The organism is Klebsiella sp. CN_Kp106 (assembly GCF_040064575.1).
Taxonomy (GTDB): Bacteria; Pseudomonadota; Gammaproteobacteria; order Enterobacterales; family Enterobacteriaceae; genus Klebsiella; species Klebsiella michiganensis.
The window spans coordinates 82,811-97,869 of the sequence record NZ_JBEAIG010000069.1; the positions used below are offsets into that span (position 1 = coordinate 82,811).

At 56.7% G+C, this 15,059-nt stretch carries 14 protein-coding genes and 1 tRNA gene; 10 read left to right on the top strand and 5 right to left on the bottom strand.

The window, feature by feature from the left end:
• Position 1 precedes the first annotated feature (1 nt).
• From ABLU96_RS23865 to yejF, 3 genes are read left to right on the top strand one after another with little or no spacing between them, the layout of a single operon-like run.
• On the top strand, positions 2 to 1,096 hold the full coding sequence (locus tag ABLU96_RS23865) for a microcin C ABC transporter permease YejB (protein ID WP_004122930.1): 1,095 nt from the start codon (positions 2 to 4) through the stop codon (positions 1,094 to 1,096).
• A complete protein-coding gene (locus ABLU96_RS23870; RefSeq protein WP_047723213.1) occupies positions 1,096 to 2,121 on the top strand; it encodes an ABC transporter permease in 1,026 nt (341 codons plus the stop codon). Before ABLU96_RS23865 ends, ABLU96_RS23870 begins: the two co-directional genes overlap by 1 nt.
• A gap of 1 nt (position 2,122) precedes the next feature.
• Positions 2,123 to 3,712 carry a microcin C ABC transporter ATP-binding protein YejF gene (gene yejF, locus ABLU96_RS23875; RefSeq protein WP_064404466.1) on the top strand — a complete coding sequence of 530 codons (1,590 nt, stop codon included), beginning with the start codon at positions 2,123 to 2,125 and terminating at the stop codon, positions 3,710 to 3,712.
• A gap of 3 nt (positions 3,713 to 3,715) precedes the next feature.
• Here yejF and ABLU96_RS23880 read toward each other — a convergent pair whose 3' ends face one another.
• The 3 genes from ABLU96_RS23880 to rsuA form a co-directional block, all read right to left on the bottom strand.
• A complete protein-coding gene (locus tag ABLU96_RS23880; RefSeq protein WP_004122937.1) occupies positions 3,716 to 4,060 on the bottom strand; it encodes a YejG family protein in 345 nt (114 codons plus the stop codon).
• 330 nt (positions 4,061 to 4,390) lie between these two features.
• The gene (locus ABLU96_RS23885) at positions 4,391 to 5,587 is read right to left on the bottom strand and encodes a Bcr/CflA family multidrug efflux MFS transporter (protein WP_014230177.1); all 1,197 of its coding nucleotides are present in this window, start codon (positions 5,585 to 5,587) and stop codon (positions 4,391 to 4,393) included.
• On the bottom strand, positions 5,584 to 6,303 hold the full coding sequence (rsuA, locus tag ABLU96_RS23890) for a 16S rRNA pseudouridine(516) synthase RsuA (RefSeq protein WP_064391617.1): 720 nt from the start codon (positions 6,301 to 6,303) through the stop codon (positions 5,584 to 5,586). Before rsuA ends, ABLU96_RS23885 begins: the two co-directional genes overlap by 4 nt.
• A gap of 148 nt (positions 6,304 to 6,451) precedes the next feature.
• Here rsuA and ABLU96_RS23895 point away from each other — a divergent pair, with 148 nt between their 5' ends.
• Both ABLU96_RS23895 and rplY read left to right on the top strand, forming a co-directional pair.
• On the top strand, positions 6,452 to 8,209 hold the full coding sequence (locus ABLU96_RS23895) for a DEAD/DEAH box helicase (RefSeq protein ID WP_064391615.1): 1,758 nt from the start codon (positions 6,452 to 6,454) through the stop codon (positions 8,207 to 8,209).
• A 137-nt stretch (positions 8,210 to 8,346) separates the two neighbouring features.
• Positions 8,347 to 8,631, top strand: coding sequence for a 50S ribosomal protein L25 (rplY, locus tag ABLU96_RS23900; RefSeq protein WP_004103955.1), 285 nt, complete (start codon positions 8,347 to 8,349; stop codon positions 8,629 to 8,631).
• Between the two features lie 61 nt (positions 8,632 to 8,692).
• Here the strand turns inward: rplY and ABLU96_RS23905 are convergent, their stop codons facing one another.
• Positions 8,693 to 9,286 carry an NUDIX domain-containing protein gene (locus ABLU96_RS23905; protein WP_009654037.1) on the bottom strand — a complete coding sequence of 198 codons (594 nt, stop codon included), beginning with the start codon at positions 9,284 to 9,286 and terminating at the stop codon, positions 8,693 to 8,695.
• Positions 9,287 to 9,366: 80 nt separating this feature from the next.
• Between ABLU96_RS23905 and ABLU96_RS23910 the strand changes: the two genes are divergently transcribed.
• Positions 9,367 to 10,125 (top strand): DeoR/GlpR family DNA-binding transcription regulator, encoded by a 759-nt coding sequence (locus ABLU96_RS23910; RefSeq protein WP_064404463.1) that lies wholly within the window; start codon positions 9,367 to 9,369, stop codon positions 10,123 to 10,125.
• A 49-nt stretch (positions 10,126 to 10,174) separates the two neighbouring features.
• Here ABLU96_RS23910 and yejK read toward each other — a convergent pair whose 3' ends face one another.
• Entirely contained in the window at positions 10,175 to 11,182 is a 1,008-nt protein-coding gene (gene yejK / locus ABLU96_RS23915) for a nucleoid-associated protein YejK (protein WP_348862862.1), read from the bottom strand.
• Between the two features lie 178 nt (positions 11,183 to 11,360).
• Between yejK and ABLU96_RS23920 the strand changes: the two genes are divergently transcribed.
• The 4 genes from ABLU96_RS23920 (at position 11,361) to ABLU96_RS23935 (ending at position 14,807) form a co-directional block, all read left to right on the top strand.
• The gene (locus ABLU96_RS23920; protein WP_004133900.1) at positions 11,361 to 11,588 is read left to right on the top strand and encodes a YejL family protein; all 228 of its coding nucleotides are present in this window, start codon (positions 11,361 to 11,363) and stop codon (positions 11,586 to 11,588) included.
• A 19-nt stretch (positions 11,589 to 11,607) separates the two neighbouring features.
• Positions 11,608 to 13,368 (top strand): LPS biosynthesis-modulating metalloenzyme YejM, encoded by a 1,761-nt coding sequence (gene yejM / locus ABLU96_RS23925; RefSeq protein ID WP_014230182.1) that lies wholly within the window; start codon positions 11,608 to 11,610, stop codon positions 13,366 to 13,368.
• Between the two features lie 77 nt (positions 13,369 to 13,445).
• Positions 13,446 to 13,522, top strand: a tRNA-Pro gene (locus ABLU96_RS23930).
• Positions 13,523 to 13,700: 178 nt separating this feature from the next.
• On the top strand, positions 13,701 to 14,807 hold the full coding sequence (locus tag ABLU96_RS23935; protein WP_009653963.1) for an AI-2E family transporter: 1,107 nt from the start codon (positions 13,701 to 13,703) through the stop codon (positions 14,805 to 14,807).
• Positions 14,808 to 15,059: the final 252 nt, after the last annotated feature.

Consider the following 15,059-nt stretch of genomic DNA (forward strand, 5'->3'; position numbering starts at 1 on the left):
GATGGGTGCATATCTGCTCCGCCGACTACTGCTCATCATCCCCACCCTGTGGGCGATTATCACCATTAACTTTTTTATTGTGCAGATCGCGCCCGGCGGTCCGGTCGATCAGGCGATCGCGGCGATTGAGTTCGGCGACCGCGGCGGCTTGCCCGGCGCCGGAGATGGCGGCATGGCCGCCAGCCATGCGCGTACCGGGGTCAGCAACATCAGCGATGGGCACTATCGCGGCGGGCGCGGGCTGGACCCGGAGGTGATTGCTGAGATAACCCACCGCTACGGCTTTGATAAGCCGCTGCACGAGCGTTATTTTAAAATGCTCGGTGATTATCTGCGCTTTGATTTTGGCGATAGCCTGTTTCGCAGCTCATCGGTACTGCAGCTGATTAAAGACAGCCTGCCGGTCTCAATCACCCTGGGCCTGTGGAGTACGCTCATCATCTACCTGGTGTCGATTCCGTTGGGGATCCGTAAAGCGGTCAGCAACGGCAGCCATTTTGACGTCTGGAGCAGTACGCTGATTATTATCGGCTATGCCATCCCGGCGTTCCTGTTTGCCATTTTGCTGATCGTTATCTTTGCCGGCGGCAGCTATTTCGATCTCTTTCCGCTGCGCGGGCTGGTGTCAGCCAACTTCGACAGCCTGCCCTGGTACCAAAAAATCCTCGACTATCTCTGGCATATCACCCTACCGGTGCTGGCAACGGTGATCGGCGGTTTTGCCGCCCTCACGATGCTGACCAAAAACAGCTTTCTTGATGAAATCCGCAAGCAGTACGTGGTTACCGCACGCGCCAAGGGCGTCAGCGAAAAGCAGATCCTTTGGGGCCACGTGTTTCGCAACGCGATGCTGCTGGTGATTGCCGGTTTCCCGGCCACCTTTATCAGTATGTTTTTTACCGGCTCGCTGCTGATTGAGGTGATGTTCTCGCTAAACGGACTGGGGCTGCTGGGCTATGAGGCCACCGTATCTCGCGATTACCCGGTCATGTTCGGCACGCTGTATATTTTTACCCTGATTGGCCTGCTGCTGAATATCATCAGCGATATCAGCTATACGCTGGTCGATCCGCGAATCGATTTTGAGGGCCGCTAATGACATTTTTTAGTCCCGTCAATCAGGCCCGCTGGGCGCGTTTTCGCCACAACCGCCGCGGCTACTGGTCGCTATGGCTCTTTTTAGCGCTTTTCGCCTGTAGCCTGTGCGCAGAGCTTATTGCTAACGATAAGCCGCTGCTGGTCCAGTACCGCGGCAGCTTCTACGTTCCGCTCCTGAAAAACTACAGTGAGACCACCTTCGGCGGCAGCTTTGCCACCGCCGCCGACTATCAGGACCCGTGGCTGCAAAAACGGCTGGCGGATAACGGCTGGGCCCTGTGGGCGCCGGTTCGTTTCGGCGCGACGACCATTAATTTCGCCACCGACGCGCCCTTCCCTTCGCCGCCGTCAGGACAGAACTGGCTGGGCACCGATGCCAACGGCGGGGACGTGCTGGCGCGTATTCTGTACGGCACGCGCATTTCCATTCTCTTTGGACTGCTGCTGACCTTCTTCTCCAGCGTACTGGGGGTGATGGCCGGTGCCGTTCAGGGGTATTACGGCGGGAAGATTGACCTCTGGGGGCAGCGGTTTATCGAAGTCTGGTCGGGAATGCCGACGCTGTTTCTGATTATCCTGCTCTCAAGCGTTGTACAGGCCAACTTCTGGTGGCTGCTGGCCATTACCGTGCTGTTCGGCTGGATGACGCTGGTCGGCGTGGTCCGGGCTGAGTTCCTGCGCACCCGTAACTATGATTATATCCGCGCCGCGCAGGCGCTCGGCGTCAGCGATCGCGCCATTATTCTGCGCCATATGCTGCCTAACGCCATGGTCGCCACCCTGACCTTCCTGCCGTTCATTCTGTGCAGTTCGATAACCACCCTGACCTCGCTCGATTTCCTCGGTTTTGGCCTGCCGCTGGGCTCCCCTTCGCTGGGCGAACTGCTGTTGCAGGGTAAAAACAACCTGCAGGCGCCCTGGCTGGGCATCGCCGCTTTTCTGTCGGTGGCGGTCCTGCTGACGTTATTGATTTTTATTGGTGAAGCGGTTCGCGACGCCTTTGACCCAAGCAAGGCGGTGTAGCATGACGCAACCTTTGTTAGATATCGATAACCTCTCCATCGCCTTTCGCCAGCAGGGTGAAACTACCCCCGTCGTCAGCGAACTGTCGCTGCAGATTGCCGTCGGCGAGACCCTGGCGCTGGTCGGCGAGTCCGGCTCCGGGAAGAGCGTGACCGCGCTATCGGTGCTGCGGCTACTCCCGTCGCCGCCGGTCAGCTATCCTGCCGGCGACATCCGTTTTCACGGCCAGTCGCTGCTGCACGCGGATGAACGCACCCTGCGCGGCGTGCGCGGTAACCGCATTGCGATGATCTTTCAGGAGCCGATGGTTTCGCTTAATCCACTGCATACTCTGGAAAAACAGCTGTACGAAGTGCTCTCTTTGCATCGCGGGATGCGCAAAGAAGCGGCGCGCGGGGAAATCCTCGACTGCCTCGATCGCGTCGGCATCCGCAACGCGCCCCGGCGGCTGGCCGACTATCCCCATCAGCTTTCCGGCGGCGAGCGCCAGCGGGTGATGATCGCCATGGCGCTGTTAACCCGCCCGGAGCTGCTTATCGCCGACGAACCCACCACCGCGCTGGACGTGTCGGTGCAGGCGCAAATCCTCACGCTGCTGCGGGAGCTGAAGCAAGAGTTGAATATGGGGCTGCTGTTTATCACCCATAATCTGAGCATCGTTCGTCAGCTCGCCGACCGCGTCGCGGTGATGCAGAACGGCCGCTGCGTGGAACAAAACGGCTGCCGGGCGCTGTTTTCCGCCCCCGAACACCCTTATACCCGCCGCCTGCTGGATAGCGAGCCGTCGGGCGATCCCGTCCCGCTCGCACCCGATGCCCCGGTGTTGCTGCGGGCGGAAAATTTGACTATCGCTTTCCCGATACGTAAAGGTCTGCTGCGGCGAGTTGTCGATCATAACCGGGTCGTTAACGCCCTCAGCTTTCATTTGCGCGCGGGAGAAACGCTGGGGCTGGTCGGCGAGTCCGGATCGGGCAAAAGCACCACCGGGCTGGCGCTTCTGCGTCTGATTCATTCCGATGGCGCGATCGCCTTTGACGGTGAGGCGCTTCAGGGACGTAATCGCCGGCAGATGCTGCCGCTGCGTCGTCGCATGCAGGTGGTCTTTCAGGATCCTAACTCATCGCTAAACCCGCGGCTCAACGTGCTGCAAATTATCGAAGAGGGATTGCGCGTCCATCAACCGACGCTCGCGCCGGCCGAACGGGAGCAGGCGGTGATTCAGGTGATGCAGGAGGTCGGCCTCGATCCATACTCACGGCATCGCTACCCTGCCGCCTTCTCCGGCGGCCAGCGTCAGCGCATCGCGATCGCCAGGGCGCTGGTCGTCAAACCGCAGCTTATCGTGCTGGATGAGCCCACCTCATCGCTGGATAAAACCGTGCAAGCGCAAATCCTCGCGCTGCTGAAGGCGTTACAGCAAAAGCATCAGCTGGCCTATATTTTTATCAGCCATGATTTACGCGTCGTGCGGGCGTTGTGTCATCAGGTGATGGTGCTGCGGCAGGGAGAAGTCGTCGAGCAGGGTGAGTGCGAGCGCGTATTTACCGCTCCGCAGCAGGAGTATACCCGTCAGCTGCTGGCGTTAAGCTGACGGTCAGAAGGGATTGTTGCCGGAGAAAGGTTCCGCAATCGCCACGCCGAAATTTTTCAGGCGGCAGGTTGCAGCGAATTCGTCCTGACGGTTAACAAACAGGCACGGTTCCCCTTCGCATTCAACGACAGAGCTGTCGACCTCGATGTCGCTAAGCGCCTGGCTGAGCTTATGCATGACCGGCCACGCGCTTTCGCCATCGGGGCTGAGTAATTTCAACGCCACGAGGCTGTTTTCGCTCTGGGCGCCGTTTTGCGGAATCGGTTCAACTCTTGAACCTGCAAAACCGGCCAGCCAGCGATAGCTCTGCGGCAGACGGTGTACGATAGAGAGTTGCAGTGTATTCACGTGTTTACCCCGGAAGCAAAATACTTCACAATAATTTTACATCAATACTAACACATTATTGACAACCAGTCCTCTTCCTGCACAGAAAACGCTTACACCAGTGGCATAGCCGTGTTATTGGTTTGTAATGTAAAAGTTTATAATTGTGCAGATGGAACATCTTCGGGCTATATGTACCCGTTTCTGTGATCTAAAACAACTTTTTTATCGCAATCATGCGACTTTTTGAACGATTTGATTTTACATAAAATAAACAAATCGCTGAACAGAGAAGCCAGATTTGGTTGACATGCATCAAAAAAAGGGGCGATATCGCCCCCTGAAAGTCGCTTAGCGCGCGGCTTTGCGCCGTCGGCTGGCGTAGAGGTAAAAGAGGATGGAGCTGCTGGCGCAGAAGGCGATAGAAATCAGCATTGGCCAGGCGGTGGTAAACGTCGCCATCGACAGCAGCGCGCCGACAATGGCGCCAATCCCGAAACGGAACGTCCCTGCCAGCGAGGAAGCGGTCCCGGCCATATGCGGAAACTCATCGAGAATCACCGCCATCGCGTTAGAGGAGACCATCGAAACGCAGCCGATGAACGCCGCCACGCCAAACACCAGCGCCCAGAACCCCACGCCAAACAGCGCGCACACGACCATCCACGCCGCCATCGCAAACTGGATCCATAGCCCGGCGCGGAACATGTTCAGCGCCCCAACCCGCCGCACAAAACGGCTGTTGATCATGGTCATGACAAACAGGAAGACGACGTTCAGCGCAAAATAGTAGCCAAAGTGCTGCGGTGAAACGTGGTTGATATTGATATAGACAAACGGGCCGGCGCTCAGAAACGAGAACATCCCGGCGAAGCTGAAACCGCTTGCCAGCATATAGCTCAGCACCCGCTTGTGGCGAAACAGCGTCGCGAAGTTGCCGAGCGTAGTGCGAATATGAAATTTCTGCCGGCGTTCCGGCGGCAGGGTCTCGCTAATAAAGAAGGCGATCATCGCCGAGGCTAATAGCGCCGCCACCGCGAGGATCCAGAAGATCGCATGCCAGCTAAACCACACCAGCACCGCTCCGCCGACCATCGGCGCCACCAGCGGCGCGACGGTGGTCACCAGCATGACGAACGACATCATCCGCGAGAACTCTTCCTTGGGATAGATATCGCGCATCAGGGCGTTAATCACCACGCTCGCCGCCGCGGCCGCCAGGCCGTGGAAAAAGCGCATGGTGATCAGCATATCGATAGTCTGCGACAGCGCGCAGGCCACCGCCGCCGCGGCAAAAACCAACGTACCGCCCAGTATCACCGGTTTACGCCCCATGCTGTCCGCCATTGGGCCATATAAAAGCTGGCCCAGGGCAAAGCCCAGAATATAGGTACTGAGCGTCATCTGCGCGCTGCCGTCCGGCACATTAAACTGCGCCGCAATCACCGGCAGCGCCGGAAGATACATATCAATCGACAGCGGCATTAACATGGCCAGCAGGCCAAGAATAAACACAATCCCTAATGAAGAATTCTGCTTTGCCGTCACGTTTTACTCCGCGCATGTTGGCCGCCAACGCTGGCAATTTCTTCTGCCGTCAGCGGACGATATTCACCCGGCGCCAGCGACGCATCAAGCGCGATATCGCCAATACGTTCGCGATGCAGGCCAATCACATGATTCCCCACCGCGGCAAACATCCGCTTCACCTGATGGTAGCGCCCTTCGCTAATGGTCAGGCGGACTTCGGTCGGCGTCACCACTTCCAGCACCGCCGGTTTGGTCAGGTCTTTCTCATTATGCAGCTGAACGCCTTTGGCAAACTGCTCGGCGGTGGACTCATCCAGCGGATTTTCCAGCGTCACCAGATAGGTTTTTTCGCAATGGTGGCGTGGGGAAGTAATGCGGTGCGACCACTGGCCATCGTCGGTCATCAATACCAGTCCGGTGGTGTCGATATCCAGACGCCCCGCGGCATGCAGCTTGTGCGCCACCGGCTCGTCGAGGAAATAAAGGACCGTCGGATGATCCGGATCCTCGGTGGAACAAACGTAACCCTGCGGCTTGTTGAGCATAAAGTAGCGCGGGCCGGTCTGCTGAACCAGCGTATTGCCGTCATACTCGACGTCATGCTCCGGCAGAAGCTTGAAGGAGGAGTCTTTTACAATGTCGCCGTCCACGGTAACGCGGCTGCCGCGGATTTCACGCCCGGCAATAGCCCGGCTAACGCCAAGTTGCTGAGCGATAAACTTATCAAGTCGCATGAGATTTTTTTAGCCTGTACAAGTGCTGGAGCGGGCAACGCGCCCGAAAAAGAAGAATTTCATGGGGTAGTATAACGGGCTATTAACACCACTCAAGGGAAAAGATTCGTGGCATACTATTCGCGAGTTAATTAACCGCCATAAATTCATGACATTTACATTACGTCCCTACCAAAAAGAGGCGGTCGACGCGACGCTCGCCTGGTTTCGCCGCCATCATGAACCTGCTGCGATTGTGCTGCCGACAGGCGCAGGTAAAAGCCTGGTTATCGCCGAACTTGCGCGCCTGGCGCGCGGTCGCGTGCTGGTGCTGGCGCACGTTAAAGAGCTGGTGGCGCAGAACCAGGCCAAGTATTGCGCGCTCGGCCTGGAAGCGGATATTTTCGCCGCGGGCCTCAAGCGTAAAGAGAGCCACGGTAAAGTGGTCTTTGGCAGCGTGCAGTCGGTCGCCCGCAACCTCGACCAGTTTCAGGGCGAGTTTTCGCTGCTGATCGTCGACGAGTGCCACCGCATCAGCGACGATGATGACAGCCAGTATCAGCAGATTATCAGCCACCTTCAGCAGGTCAATCCACACCTGCGCCTGCTGGGGCTGACCGCGACGCCTTTTCGCCTCGGTAAGGGGTGGATTTACCAGTTCCACTACCACGGCATGGTGCGCGGCGATGAAAACGCGCTATTTCGCGACTGCATCTACGAGCTGCCGCTGCGCTATATGATTAAGAACGGCTACCTGACACCGCCGGAGCGGCTGGATATGCCGGTGGTTCAATATGACTTCAGCCGCCTGCAGTCGCAAAGTAACGGCCTGTTCAGCGAGGCTGATTTAAACCACGAACTGAAAAAACAGCAGCGCGTCACGCCGCATATCGTCAGCCAAATCGTTGAATTCGCCCAAACGCGCAAAGGGGCGATGATTTTCGCCGCCACCGTTGAACACGCCCGCGAAGTGACCGGGTTGCTTCCGCAGGGCGAAGCGGCCTTAATCACCGGTGAAACGCCGGGGCCGGAGCGCGATCGCATCATCGACGCGTTTAAAGCTCAGCAGTACCGCTATCTGGTTAACGTCGCGGTACTGACGACCGGCTTTGATGCGCCGCATGTCGATCTGATCGCCATCCTGCGCCCGACCGAGTCGGTGAGCCTTTACCAACAGATCGTCGGCCGCGGCCTGCGCCTGGCGCCGGGTAAAACGGACTGCCTGATTCTCGATTACGCCGGTAATCCGCACGACCTTTACGCGCCTGAAGTGGGAACGCCGAAGGGTAAAAGCGACAACGTGCCGGTCCAGGTTTTTTGCCCGGCATGCGGTTTCGCCAATACGTTCTGGGGGAAAACCACCGCCGACGGCACGCTGATTGAACACTTTGGCCGCCGCTGCCAGGGCTGGTTTGAGGATGATGAAGGCCATCGCGAGCAGTGTGATTTTCGTTTTCGCTTTAAAAACTGCCCGCAGTGTAACGCGGAAAACGATATCGCCGCCCGCCGCTGCCGCGAGTGCGATACCATTCTGGTCGACCCCGACGACATGCTGAAAGCCGCGCTGAAGCTTAAAGATGCGCTGGTGCTGCGCTGTAGCGGTATGGATCTGCAGCACGGCGCGGATGATAAAGGCGCCTGGCTAAAAATCACCTATTACGATGAAGATGGCGCGGATGTTAGTGAGCGCTTCCGACTGCATACGCCCGCCCAGCGCACCGCCTTTGAGCAGCTCTTTATCCGCCCGCATACCCGAACGCCGGGCGTACCGCTGCGCTGGATAACGCCCGCCGATATCCTCGCCCAGCAGGCGCTTCTGCGCCATCCGGACTTTGTCGTGGCGCGCATGAAGGGGCAATACTGGCAGGTGCGGGAGAAAGTATTTGATTATCAGGGCCGATTCCGCCGGGCCAACGAACTACGCTAATCGTCCTCACGTCTGAGGTTTTGGTTGCTGCAAACACCTATGGCGGCTATAATGCCGCCCGCTTTTGCATTCGCAAAGCAGATAATCTGCCTGCTGCTGGGTCGCCTGTAGCAGGATTTATATATAGAGAGACATCAATGTTTACTATCAACGCAGAAGTACGTAAAGAGCAGGGTAAGGGTGCGAGCCGCCGCCTGCGTGCAGCTAACAAATTCCCGGCCATCATCTATGGCGGCGAAGCTGCGCCAGTAGCAATCGAACTGGATCACGACAAAGTGTGGAACATGCAGACCAACGCTGAGTTCTACAACGAAGTTCTGACCATCGTTGTTGATGGCAAAGAAGAGAAAGTTAAAGCTCAGGCTGTTCAGCGTCACCCGTTCAAGCCGAAGCTGTCCCACATCGACTTCGTTCGCGCTTAATCGCTCGCTGAAAGTTGTATGGCAAGCGCCCCGCTCCGCAAGGTTCGGGGCGTTTTGTTTATCAGCCGAGTAGCGTTGACCTGTTCAGCGCCAGATGCTGCAACAGCATAATCGTTTTCGCATCGACGATTTCCCCTTCGCGAATAGCCTGCAACGCTTTTTCCAGCGGCCACTCCAGCACCTCAATATCTTCCCCTTCCGTCGCCAGGCCGCCACCGTCGCCGCGCCGATCGTCGGCAGAGTATTCGGCAATGAAAAAGTAAAGCTTCTCCGTCACCGAACCGGGGCTCATGTAAGCGGTGAATACCGGCTCTATGCGCGTGACGCGAAAACCGGTCTCCTCTTCGGCTTCGGCAACGATGCGCGCCTCAGGAGAAGCGTTATCCAGCAGTCCGGCGGCAGCTTCGATCAAAAATCCATCATGGCCGTTAATCCACACCGGAAAGCGAAACTGGCGAACCAGCACTACCGTTTGCTTTTCACGATTGTAGAGCAGGATCACCGCGCCGTTGCCGCGATCGTAAGCTTCCCGGCTCTGCTCCTGCCAGCGCCCGTCACGGCGCAGTAGTTCAAAGGTATATTTCTTGAGCGTGTACCAGTTGTCCGATAATAGCGTTTCGCGGATATGGCGAACGCGCGGTGCGTCAGCGTGCATGTTTTTCCCCTTTTAGGTGACAGCGAGCAACATAACATGCATAATCGTGCACAAACAAGATCACTCATGAAGGTATTTTGATGCTCGCCAGCCAGAGAAAACAGCAGATTTTGCAGATCCTCGCCGAGGAAAAACAGGTGATGTCCGGAGATCTCAGCCAGCGCTTTAGCGTATCAGAGGACTCCATTCGCCGGGATCTGCGGGAGCTGGCCGCGGAAGGCAAGCTGCAGCGCGTCCACGGCGGCGCGCTGCCGGTTTCCGAAGCCATCGCGCCTATTGAAACAAGAAAGAACGTGCAAATCGCCTCAAAGCAGAGCATTGCCCAGCGCGCGGTTGAGCTCATTCAGCCCGGTCAGGTGGTGATTGTTGACGGCGGCACCACCACCGGGGAGATGATGCGCCTGCTGCCGGATAACCTCGCGTGTACCGTGGTCACCCATAGCCCGGGGATTGCCGTCGCGCTGGTGCAAAAACCGCTCATCGAGGTGATTTTGATCGGCGGCCGGTTGTTTAAACATTCCGTCGTCAGCGTCGGGTCTGCGGCCCTCGAGAGTATTTCCCGTATCAACGCCGATCTGTTTTTTATGGGCGTCACCGGCGTTCACCCCCGGGCGGGATTCACCACCGGTGACTATGAAGAAGCGGGCATTAAACGCGCGCTGGCGGCGCGGGCTGCCGAAACGGTGGTGATGGCGTCACAAGAAAAGCTTAACTCCGCGTCGGCCTTTGCCATCGGCGAGCTGGGGGCAGCCAGTACGCTGATCGTGGATACGACCCTGGACGAGGCGCTGCGACAGCAGCTAACCCTGGCGGGTGTAGAAATCCTCTACGCCCTGTAATACGGGTTCAGGCAAAAAAAATCCCGACTCGACGTCGGGATTTTGTGCATTAATTTCCGCCAGAAGTACGGCGCTGTAGCTGGTCGCGCAGGTTCGGCGGCGTGCCTTTAATGGTTAAGGTATCCGTAGCCGGATCCCAGAACACCCGCTCGCCCAGCAGCATAGCGTCAAAATTAATGGTTAACCCGCCGCCGCTGCCGGCAAACTTGGTTAACTGACGCAGCGTGCTGCGATCCGCCGGGAAGCTCTCTTCCAGCTCGTAGCCTTGTTCGGCGGTAAATTCCTGAAAGGTTTTCTCGCTGACGCCCGCCAGCTCTTTCGACAGCGACTCCAGCTCGATTTCCTCACCGGCCTGCAGCTGCTCGTTGCAGTAGCTGTATACCTGCTGGCGCACGTTTTGACGTTCAGATTTATCCAGCTGCGCATCGGCGGCGAAATCATCAAGCGCCTGCAGCAGGCCGCGGTTCTGCGCTTTGGCGTTCAGCCCTTCGCTGGCGCCGAGGAAATCCATAAAGAAATCCGCCACCTTGCGCCCTACCCGCCCCTTCAGGAAGGTCAGATAGCGCGTTGACTCCGGGTTGGTTTCCCACTCGGTTAAATCAATACGCGCGACGATATCCGCGTGATTGATGTCCAGATAATGGGTGGAGCTGATATCCAGCTCTTCGTTGACGCGCATGCTGCTTAGGTTGTTCAGCACCGCCACCATCAGATATTCCACCGCCAGATAACGATACTGGCAAAACAGCACAATACCGCCTTCTGCAAAGGGATATTTTGCCAGTTCGTCGCGCAGGCGCCCGGTAGCGGCGCGGCTAAACGGCAGGAACGCTTCTTCGCCCTTACGCTGCCCGCGCAGCGCCTGCGCCAGCTCGCTCTCTTCATTAAACAGGCCGTAGGCTTTATTTTTTGCGCTGTAGACACGATGCAGTTCGGCCATCATCTCGACAACCGTCTCCGTCGGCTCCAGCAACGATTCGCGCAGCACCAGCTCCAGATTTTGTTCATCACGTTTGATTAACTGATGCAGGGCAATCTGGTCGATATCCAGACTCATGTTAAACTCTCCTTTTAGACCGGGCGGTATTCAACCACCGCGGGGGCAACGACGCAACCGCCGCGTGACTCTTTGCGAGCGAAGCCGCGCGCTTTTGCGTCGTGGCGAAAAAATGCGGAAAAAAAGCTGCTGCTACGGTAATATGTTGCCCTTTCACGAACAAACAGATTTTGAGTTTATGCCGCAATTATCCCGCTATAGCGATGAACACGTCGAACAGCTGCTCAGCGAGCTGACGAGCGTTCTGGAAACACATAAAGCGCCCGTTGACCTTTCACTGATGGTTCTGGGCAATATGGTGACTAACCTGATCAACAGTAGCGTCGCGCCGGCGCAGCGTCAGGCCATCGCCCGTTCTTTTGCCCAGGCGCTGCAGTCATCTATCAACGACGATCCAGCGCACTAAGGATAACGAACAACAGTATATGGTGACTCTTCGTCAGCCCTACCGAGAAAAAGTCTCCCAGATGGTCAGCTGGGGGCACTGGTTCGCCCTTTTCAACATGTTGTTGGCTATGGTGCTCGGCAGTCGCTATCTGTTTGTCGCCGACTGGCCAACGACGCTTGCCGGACGCCTCTTTTCGTACGTCAGCCTCGTTGGTCACTTCAGCTTCCTGGTCTTTACCAGCTACGTGCTGATTCTTTTCCCGCTGACTTTTATCGTCGTCTCTCAGCGCTTAATGCGCTTTATCTCGGTTATTCTGGCGACCGTGGGCATGACGCTGCTGCTAATCGACAGCGAAGTTTTCACCCGTTTCCACCTGCATCTTAATCCCTTTGTCTGGGAACTGGTTATCAACCCCGACCAGAACGAGATGGCGCGCGACTGGCAGCTGATGTTTATCAGCGTACCGATCATTTTCCTGCTGGAAATGCTCTTCGCGACCTGGAGCTGGCAGAAGCTGCGCAGCCTGACGCGTCGCCGCCACTACGCCCGACCCGTTGCCTGGTTCTTCTTTATCTCCTTTATCAGTAGCCATCTGGTCTATATCTGGGCGGATGCCAACTTCTATCGTCCGATCACCATGCAGCGGGCCAACCTGCCGCTCTCCTATCCGATGACGGCGCGCCGTTTCCTGGAAAAACATGGCCTGCTCGACGCGCAGGACTACCAGCGCCGTCTGGTGGAACAAGGCGCGCCAGAAGCCGTCTCGGTGCAATATCCGCTGAGCGATCTGCGTTATCGCGATCTCGGTACCGGTTATAACGTGCTGCTGATTACCGTTGATAACCTTAATTATTCGCGCTTTGAGAAAAACATGCCGGCGCTGGCCGGGTTCGCGAAAGACAACGTGAACTTTACCCAGCACATGAGCTCCGGCAACACCGCTGACAGCGGCATGTTTGGCCTGTTCTACGGTATTTCCCCGAGCTATATGGACGGCGTTCTGTCTGCGCGTATCCCCGCGGCGCTGATTACGTCGCTGAATCAGCAGGGCTATCAGCTGGGCCTGTTCTCATCAGATGGCTTTAGCAGCCCGCTCTACCGTCAGGCGCTGCTGTCCGATTTCTCACTGCCCGTCGCGAAAGCGCAAAGCGACGAGCAGACGGCAAACCAGTGGATTAACTGGCTGGACCGCTACGCCCAGGATGAAAACCGCTGGTTCTCGTGGGTTTCGCTCAACGGCACTACCTTTGACGACGGGCAGCAGCAAAACTTCGTCCGCCGCTACGGTAACGCCGCGGGCGCGGTCGATACGCAAATTGGCCGCGTGCTGAACGCGCTGCGGGAAGCGGGCAAGCTGGACAACACGGTGGTTATCGTGACCGCGGGCCGTGGAATGCCGCTGAACCCGCAGCATGAGCAGTTTGGCTGGTCGCGCGAGCAGCTGCAGGTTCCCTTAGTGATCCATTGGCCGGGCACGCCGGCTCAGGAGATCGCGACGCTGACCGATAATAAAGACGTGATGACAACGCTGATGCAGCGTTTGCTCCACGTCTCTACCCCGGCCAACGAGTATTCGCAAGGTGAGGATCTGTTTAGCGCCGCCCGCCGTCGTGCCTGGGTCACCGCGGCCAATAGCGATACGCTGGCCATTACCACGCCGAAATTCACGGTTGTGCTTAATCACAACGGCACTTACAGAACGTGGAACAGCGACGGCGAGAAAATTAACGATCAAAAACCGCAGCTCAGCTTGCTGCTGCAGGTGCTGACCGATGAAAAACGCTTTATCGCTAACTGATTGATTATTTATAAATCAATCAGTCATTTCCCGGCTTGCATTCGCTTGGGGAACGGGTAATATTGTTCCCCACGAATCGGCACGTAGCGCAGCCTGGTAGCGCACCGTCATGGGGTGTCGGGGGTCGGAGGTTCAAATCCTCTCGTGCCGACCAAATTATTCACCGATTAAATCGGTAACCCCTTAAGAACCCGCACTCTCACAGAGTTTGCGGGTTTTTTAATGTCATATTTCCACCCTGTTCTAAGCGAAACGCTACCGCGACTCTGATTGTAAATCCCGGAAAAACCTCTATTATTTGACTGTACACGTCATTTTTCTGAAGGATTTACATGAGAGTTAATGGACTTACGAAAGGATTTTTCATCCTGATCGTGCTGATCGTCACCCTTGCTTTTTTCGACGTTCTCTCCCCCTATTATTCAGCCATTTTATGGGCGGCAATTCTGGCGGTGATCTTCCACCCGGTGAAGAACAAACTGCGCGATCGGCTCGGCGAGCGTAACGGCCTGGCGGCGTTTCTGACAATAGTGATTATCTGTCTGATCGTGTTTACCCCGCTGGCGATCATCCTCTCGTCGCTGGCCTTCGAGCTCAACGTGGTTTACACCAAACTGCAGCATAACGATACCCAGTTCCCGACCGTGGTAGCCAGCCTGTTTGCTCACCTGCCGGAATGGGCAAGGAGCTTCCTCTCAGAGCATAATCTTGATAGCGCGGAACAGATTCAGCGGCAGCTTTCGGACGTTGCGCTTAAAGGAGGCCAGTACCTTGCCGGTAGCGCATTCCTGATTGGTAAAGGCACGTTCGGTTTTACCATCAGCTTCGGCATCATGCTTTATCTGCTGTTTTTCCTGCTAAAAGATGGTCCGTACCTGGTCAGGCTGATTCTGGAATCCCTGCCGCTATCAAATCACGTGAAGCAGCATCTTTTCGCCAAATTTGCCGCCGTCGCCAGGGCGACGGTCAAAGGCACCGTGGCGGTCGCGCTCGCCCAGGGCGCACTTGGGGGACTGGCGTTCTGGATCGTGGGCATTGATGGCAGCATCCTGTGGGGCGCGCTGATGGCGTTTCTGTCGCTGATCCCGGCGGTGGGCTCGGCGATTATCTGGGTTCCTGCGGCGATCTATCTCTTCGCGACCGGTCAGCTCTGGCAGGGCGCGTTTATCGTCGGTTTCTTTGTAATCATCGTAGGCCTGGTTGATAACATTCTGCGACCTTTACTGGTGGGTAAAGATACCAAAATGCCGGACTACCTGATCCTGATCACCACGATCGGCGGAATGGAAATCTACGGCATCAACGGCTTTGTTATCGGCCCGCTGATCGCCGCCCTGTTTATCGCCTGCTGGAACCTGCTGTCCGGACGCGATCACGCCGGAAACATCGATGAGCTTGATGAGGATTTCTTAGAAGAGGGTAAAAATCACGAGGAGTAGCGGCCGGTATTGCACAACTTTACAGGCATAGAGCGGCATTCCTGTCAGGCAATGACCGGCACCTTAGCGGCTCTGTAATTAGTAAAACATCGCGGGGGCAGCGAGGTCAGGGGGATACCCCTTGCTCAACCGCGATGAAATCCCCTACCCCCGCACCAATAAGCAGAATTTATAACTGGTATCTGTGAAAATTTTGGTAAACGCCACTGCCCATCAACGTAACAAATGCTAACATTATGCTGTTTATGATTG

Bases quoted from the DNA above. Each gene is read 5' to 3' on its own strand.
- rplY (WP_004103955.1), top strand. From the start codon at position 8,347: ATGTTTACTATCAACGCAGAAGTACGTAAAGAGCAGGGTAAGGGTGCG.
- ABLU96_RS23910 (WP_064404463.1), top strand. From the start codon at position 9,367: ATGCTCGCCAGCCAGAGAAAACAGCAGATTTTGCAGATCCTCGCCGAG.
- ABLU96_RS23905 (WP_009654037.1), bottom strand. From the start codon at position 9,286: ATGCACGCTGACGCACCGCGCGTTCGCCATATCCGCGAAACGCTATTA.
- ABLU96_RS23920 (WP_004133900.1), top strand. From the start codon at position 11,361: ATGCCGCAATTATCCCGCTATAGCGATGAACACGTCGAACAGCTGCTC.
- yejM (WP_014230182.1), top strand. From the start codon at position 11,608: ATGGTGACTCTTCGTCAGCCCTACCGAGAAAAAGTCTCCCAGATGGTC.
- ABLU96_RS23870 (WP_047723213.1), top strand. From the start codon at position 1,096: ATGACATTTTTTAGTCCCGTCAATCAGGCCCGCTGGGCGCGTTTTCGC.
- yejF (WP_064404466.1), top strand. From the start codon at position 2,123: ATGACGCAACCTTTGTTAGATATCGATAACCTCTCCATCGCCTTTCGC.
- ABLU96_RS23895 (WP_064391615.1), top strand. From the start codon at position 6,452: ATGACATTTACATTACGTCCCTACCAAAAAGAGGCGGTCGACGCGACG.
- rsuA (WP_064391617.1), bottom strand. From the start codon at position 6,303: ATGCGACTTGATAAGTTTATCGCTCAGCAACTTGGCGTTAGCCGGGCT.
- yejK (WP_348862862.1), bottom strand. From the start codon at position 11,182: ATGAGTCTGGATATCGACCAGATTGCCCTGCATCAGTTAATCAAACGT.
- ABLU96_RS23865 (WP_004122930.1), top strand. From the start codon at position 2: ATGGGTGCATATCTGCTCCGCCGACTACTGCTCATCATCCCCACCCTG.
- ABLU96_RS23935 (WP_009653963.1), top strand. From the start codon at position 13,701: ATGAGAGTTAATGGACTTACGAAAGGATTTTTCATCCTGATCGTGCTG.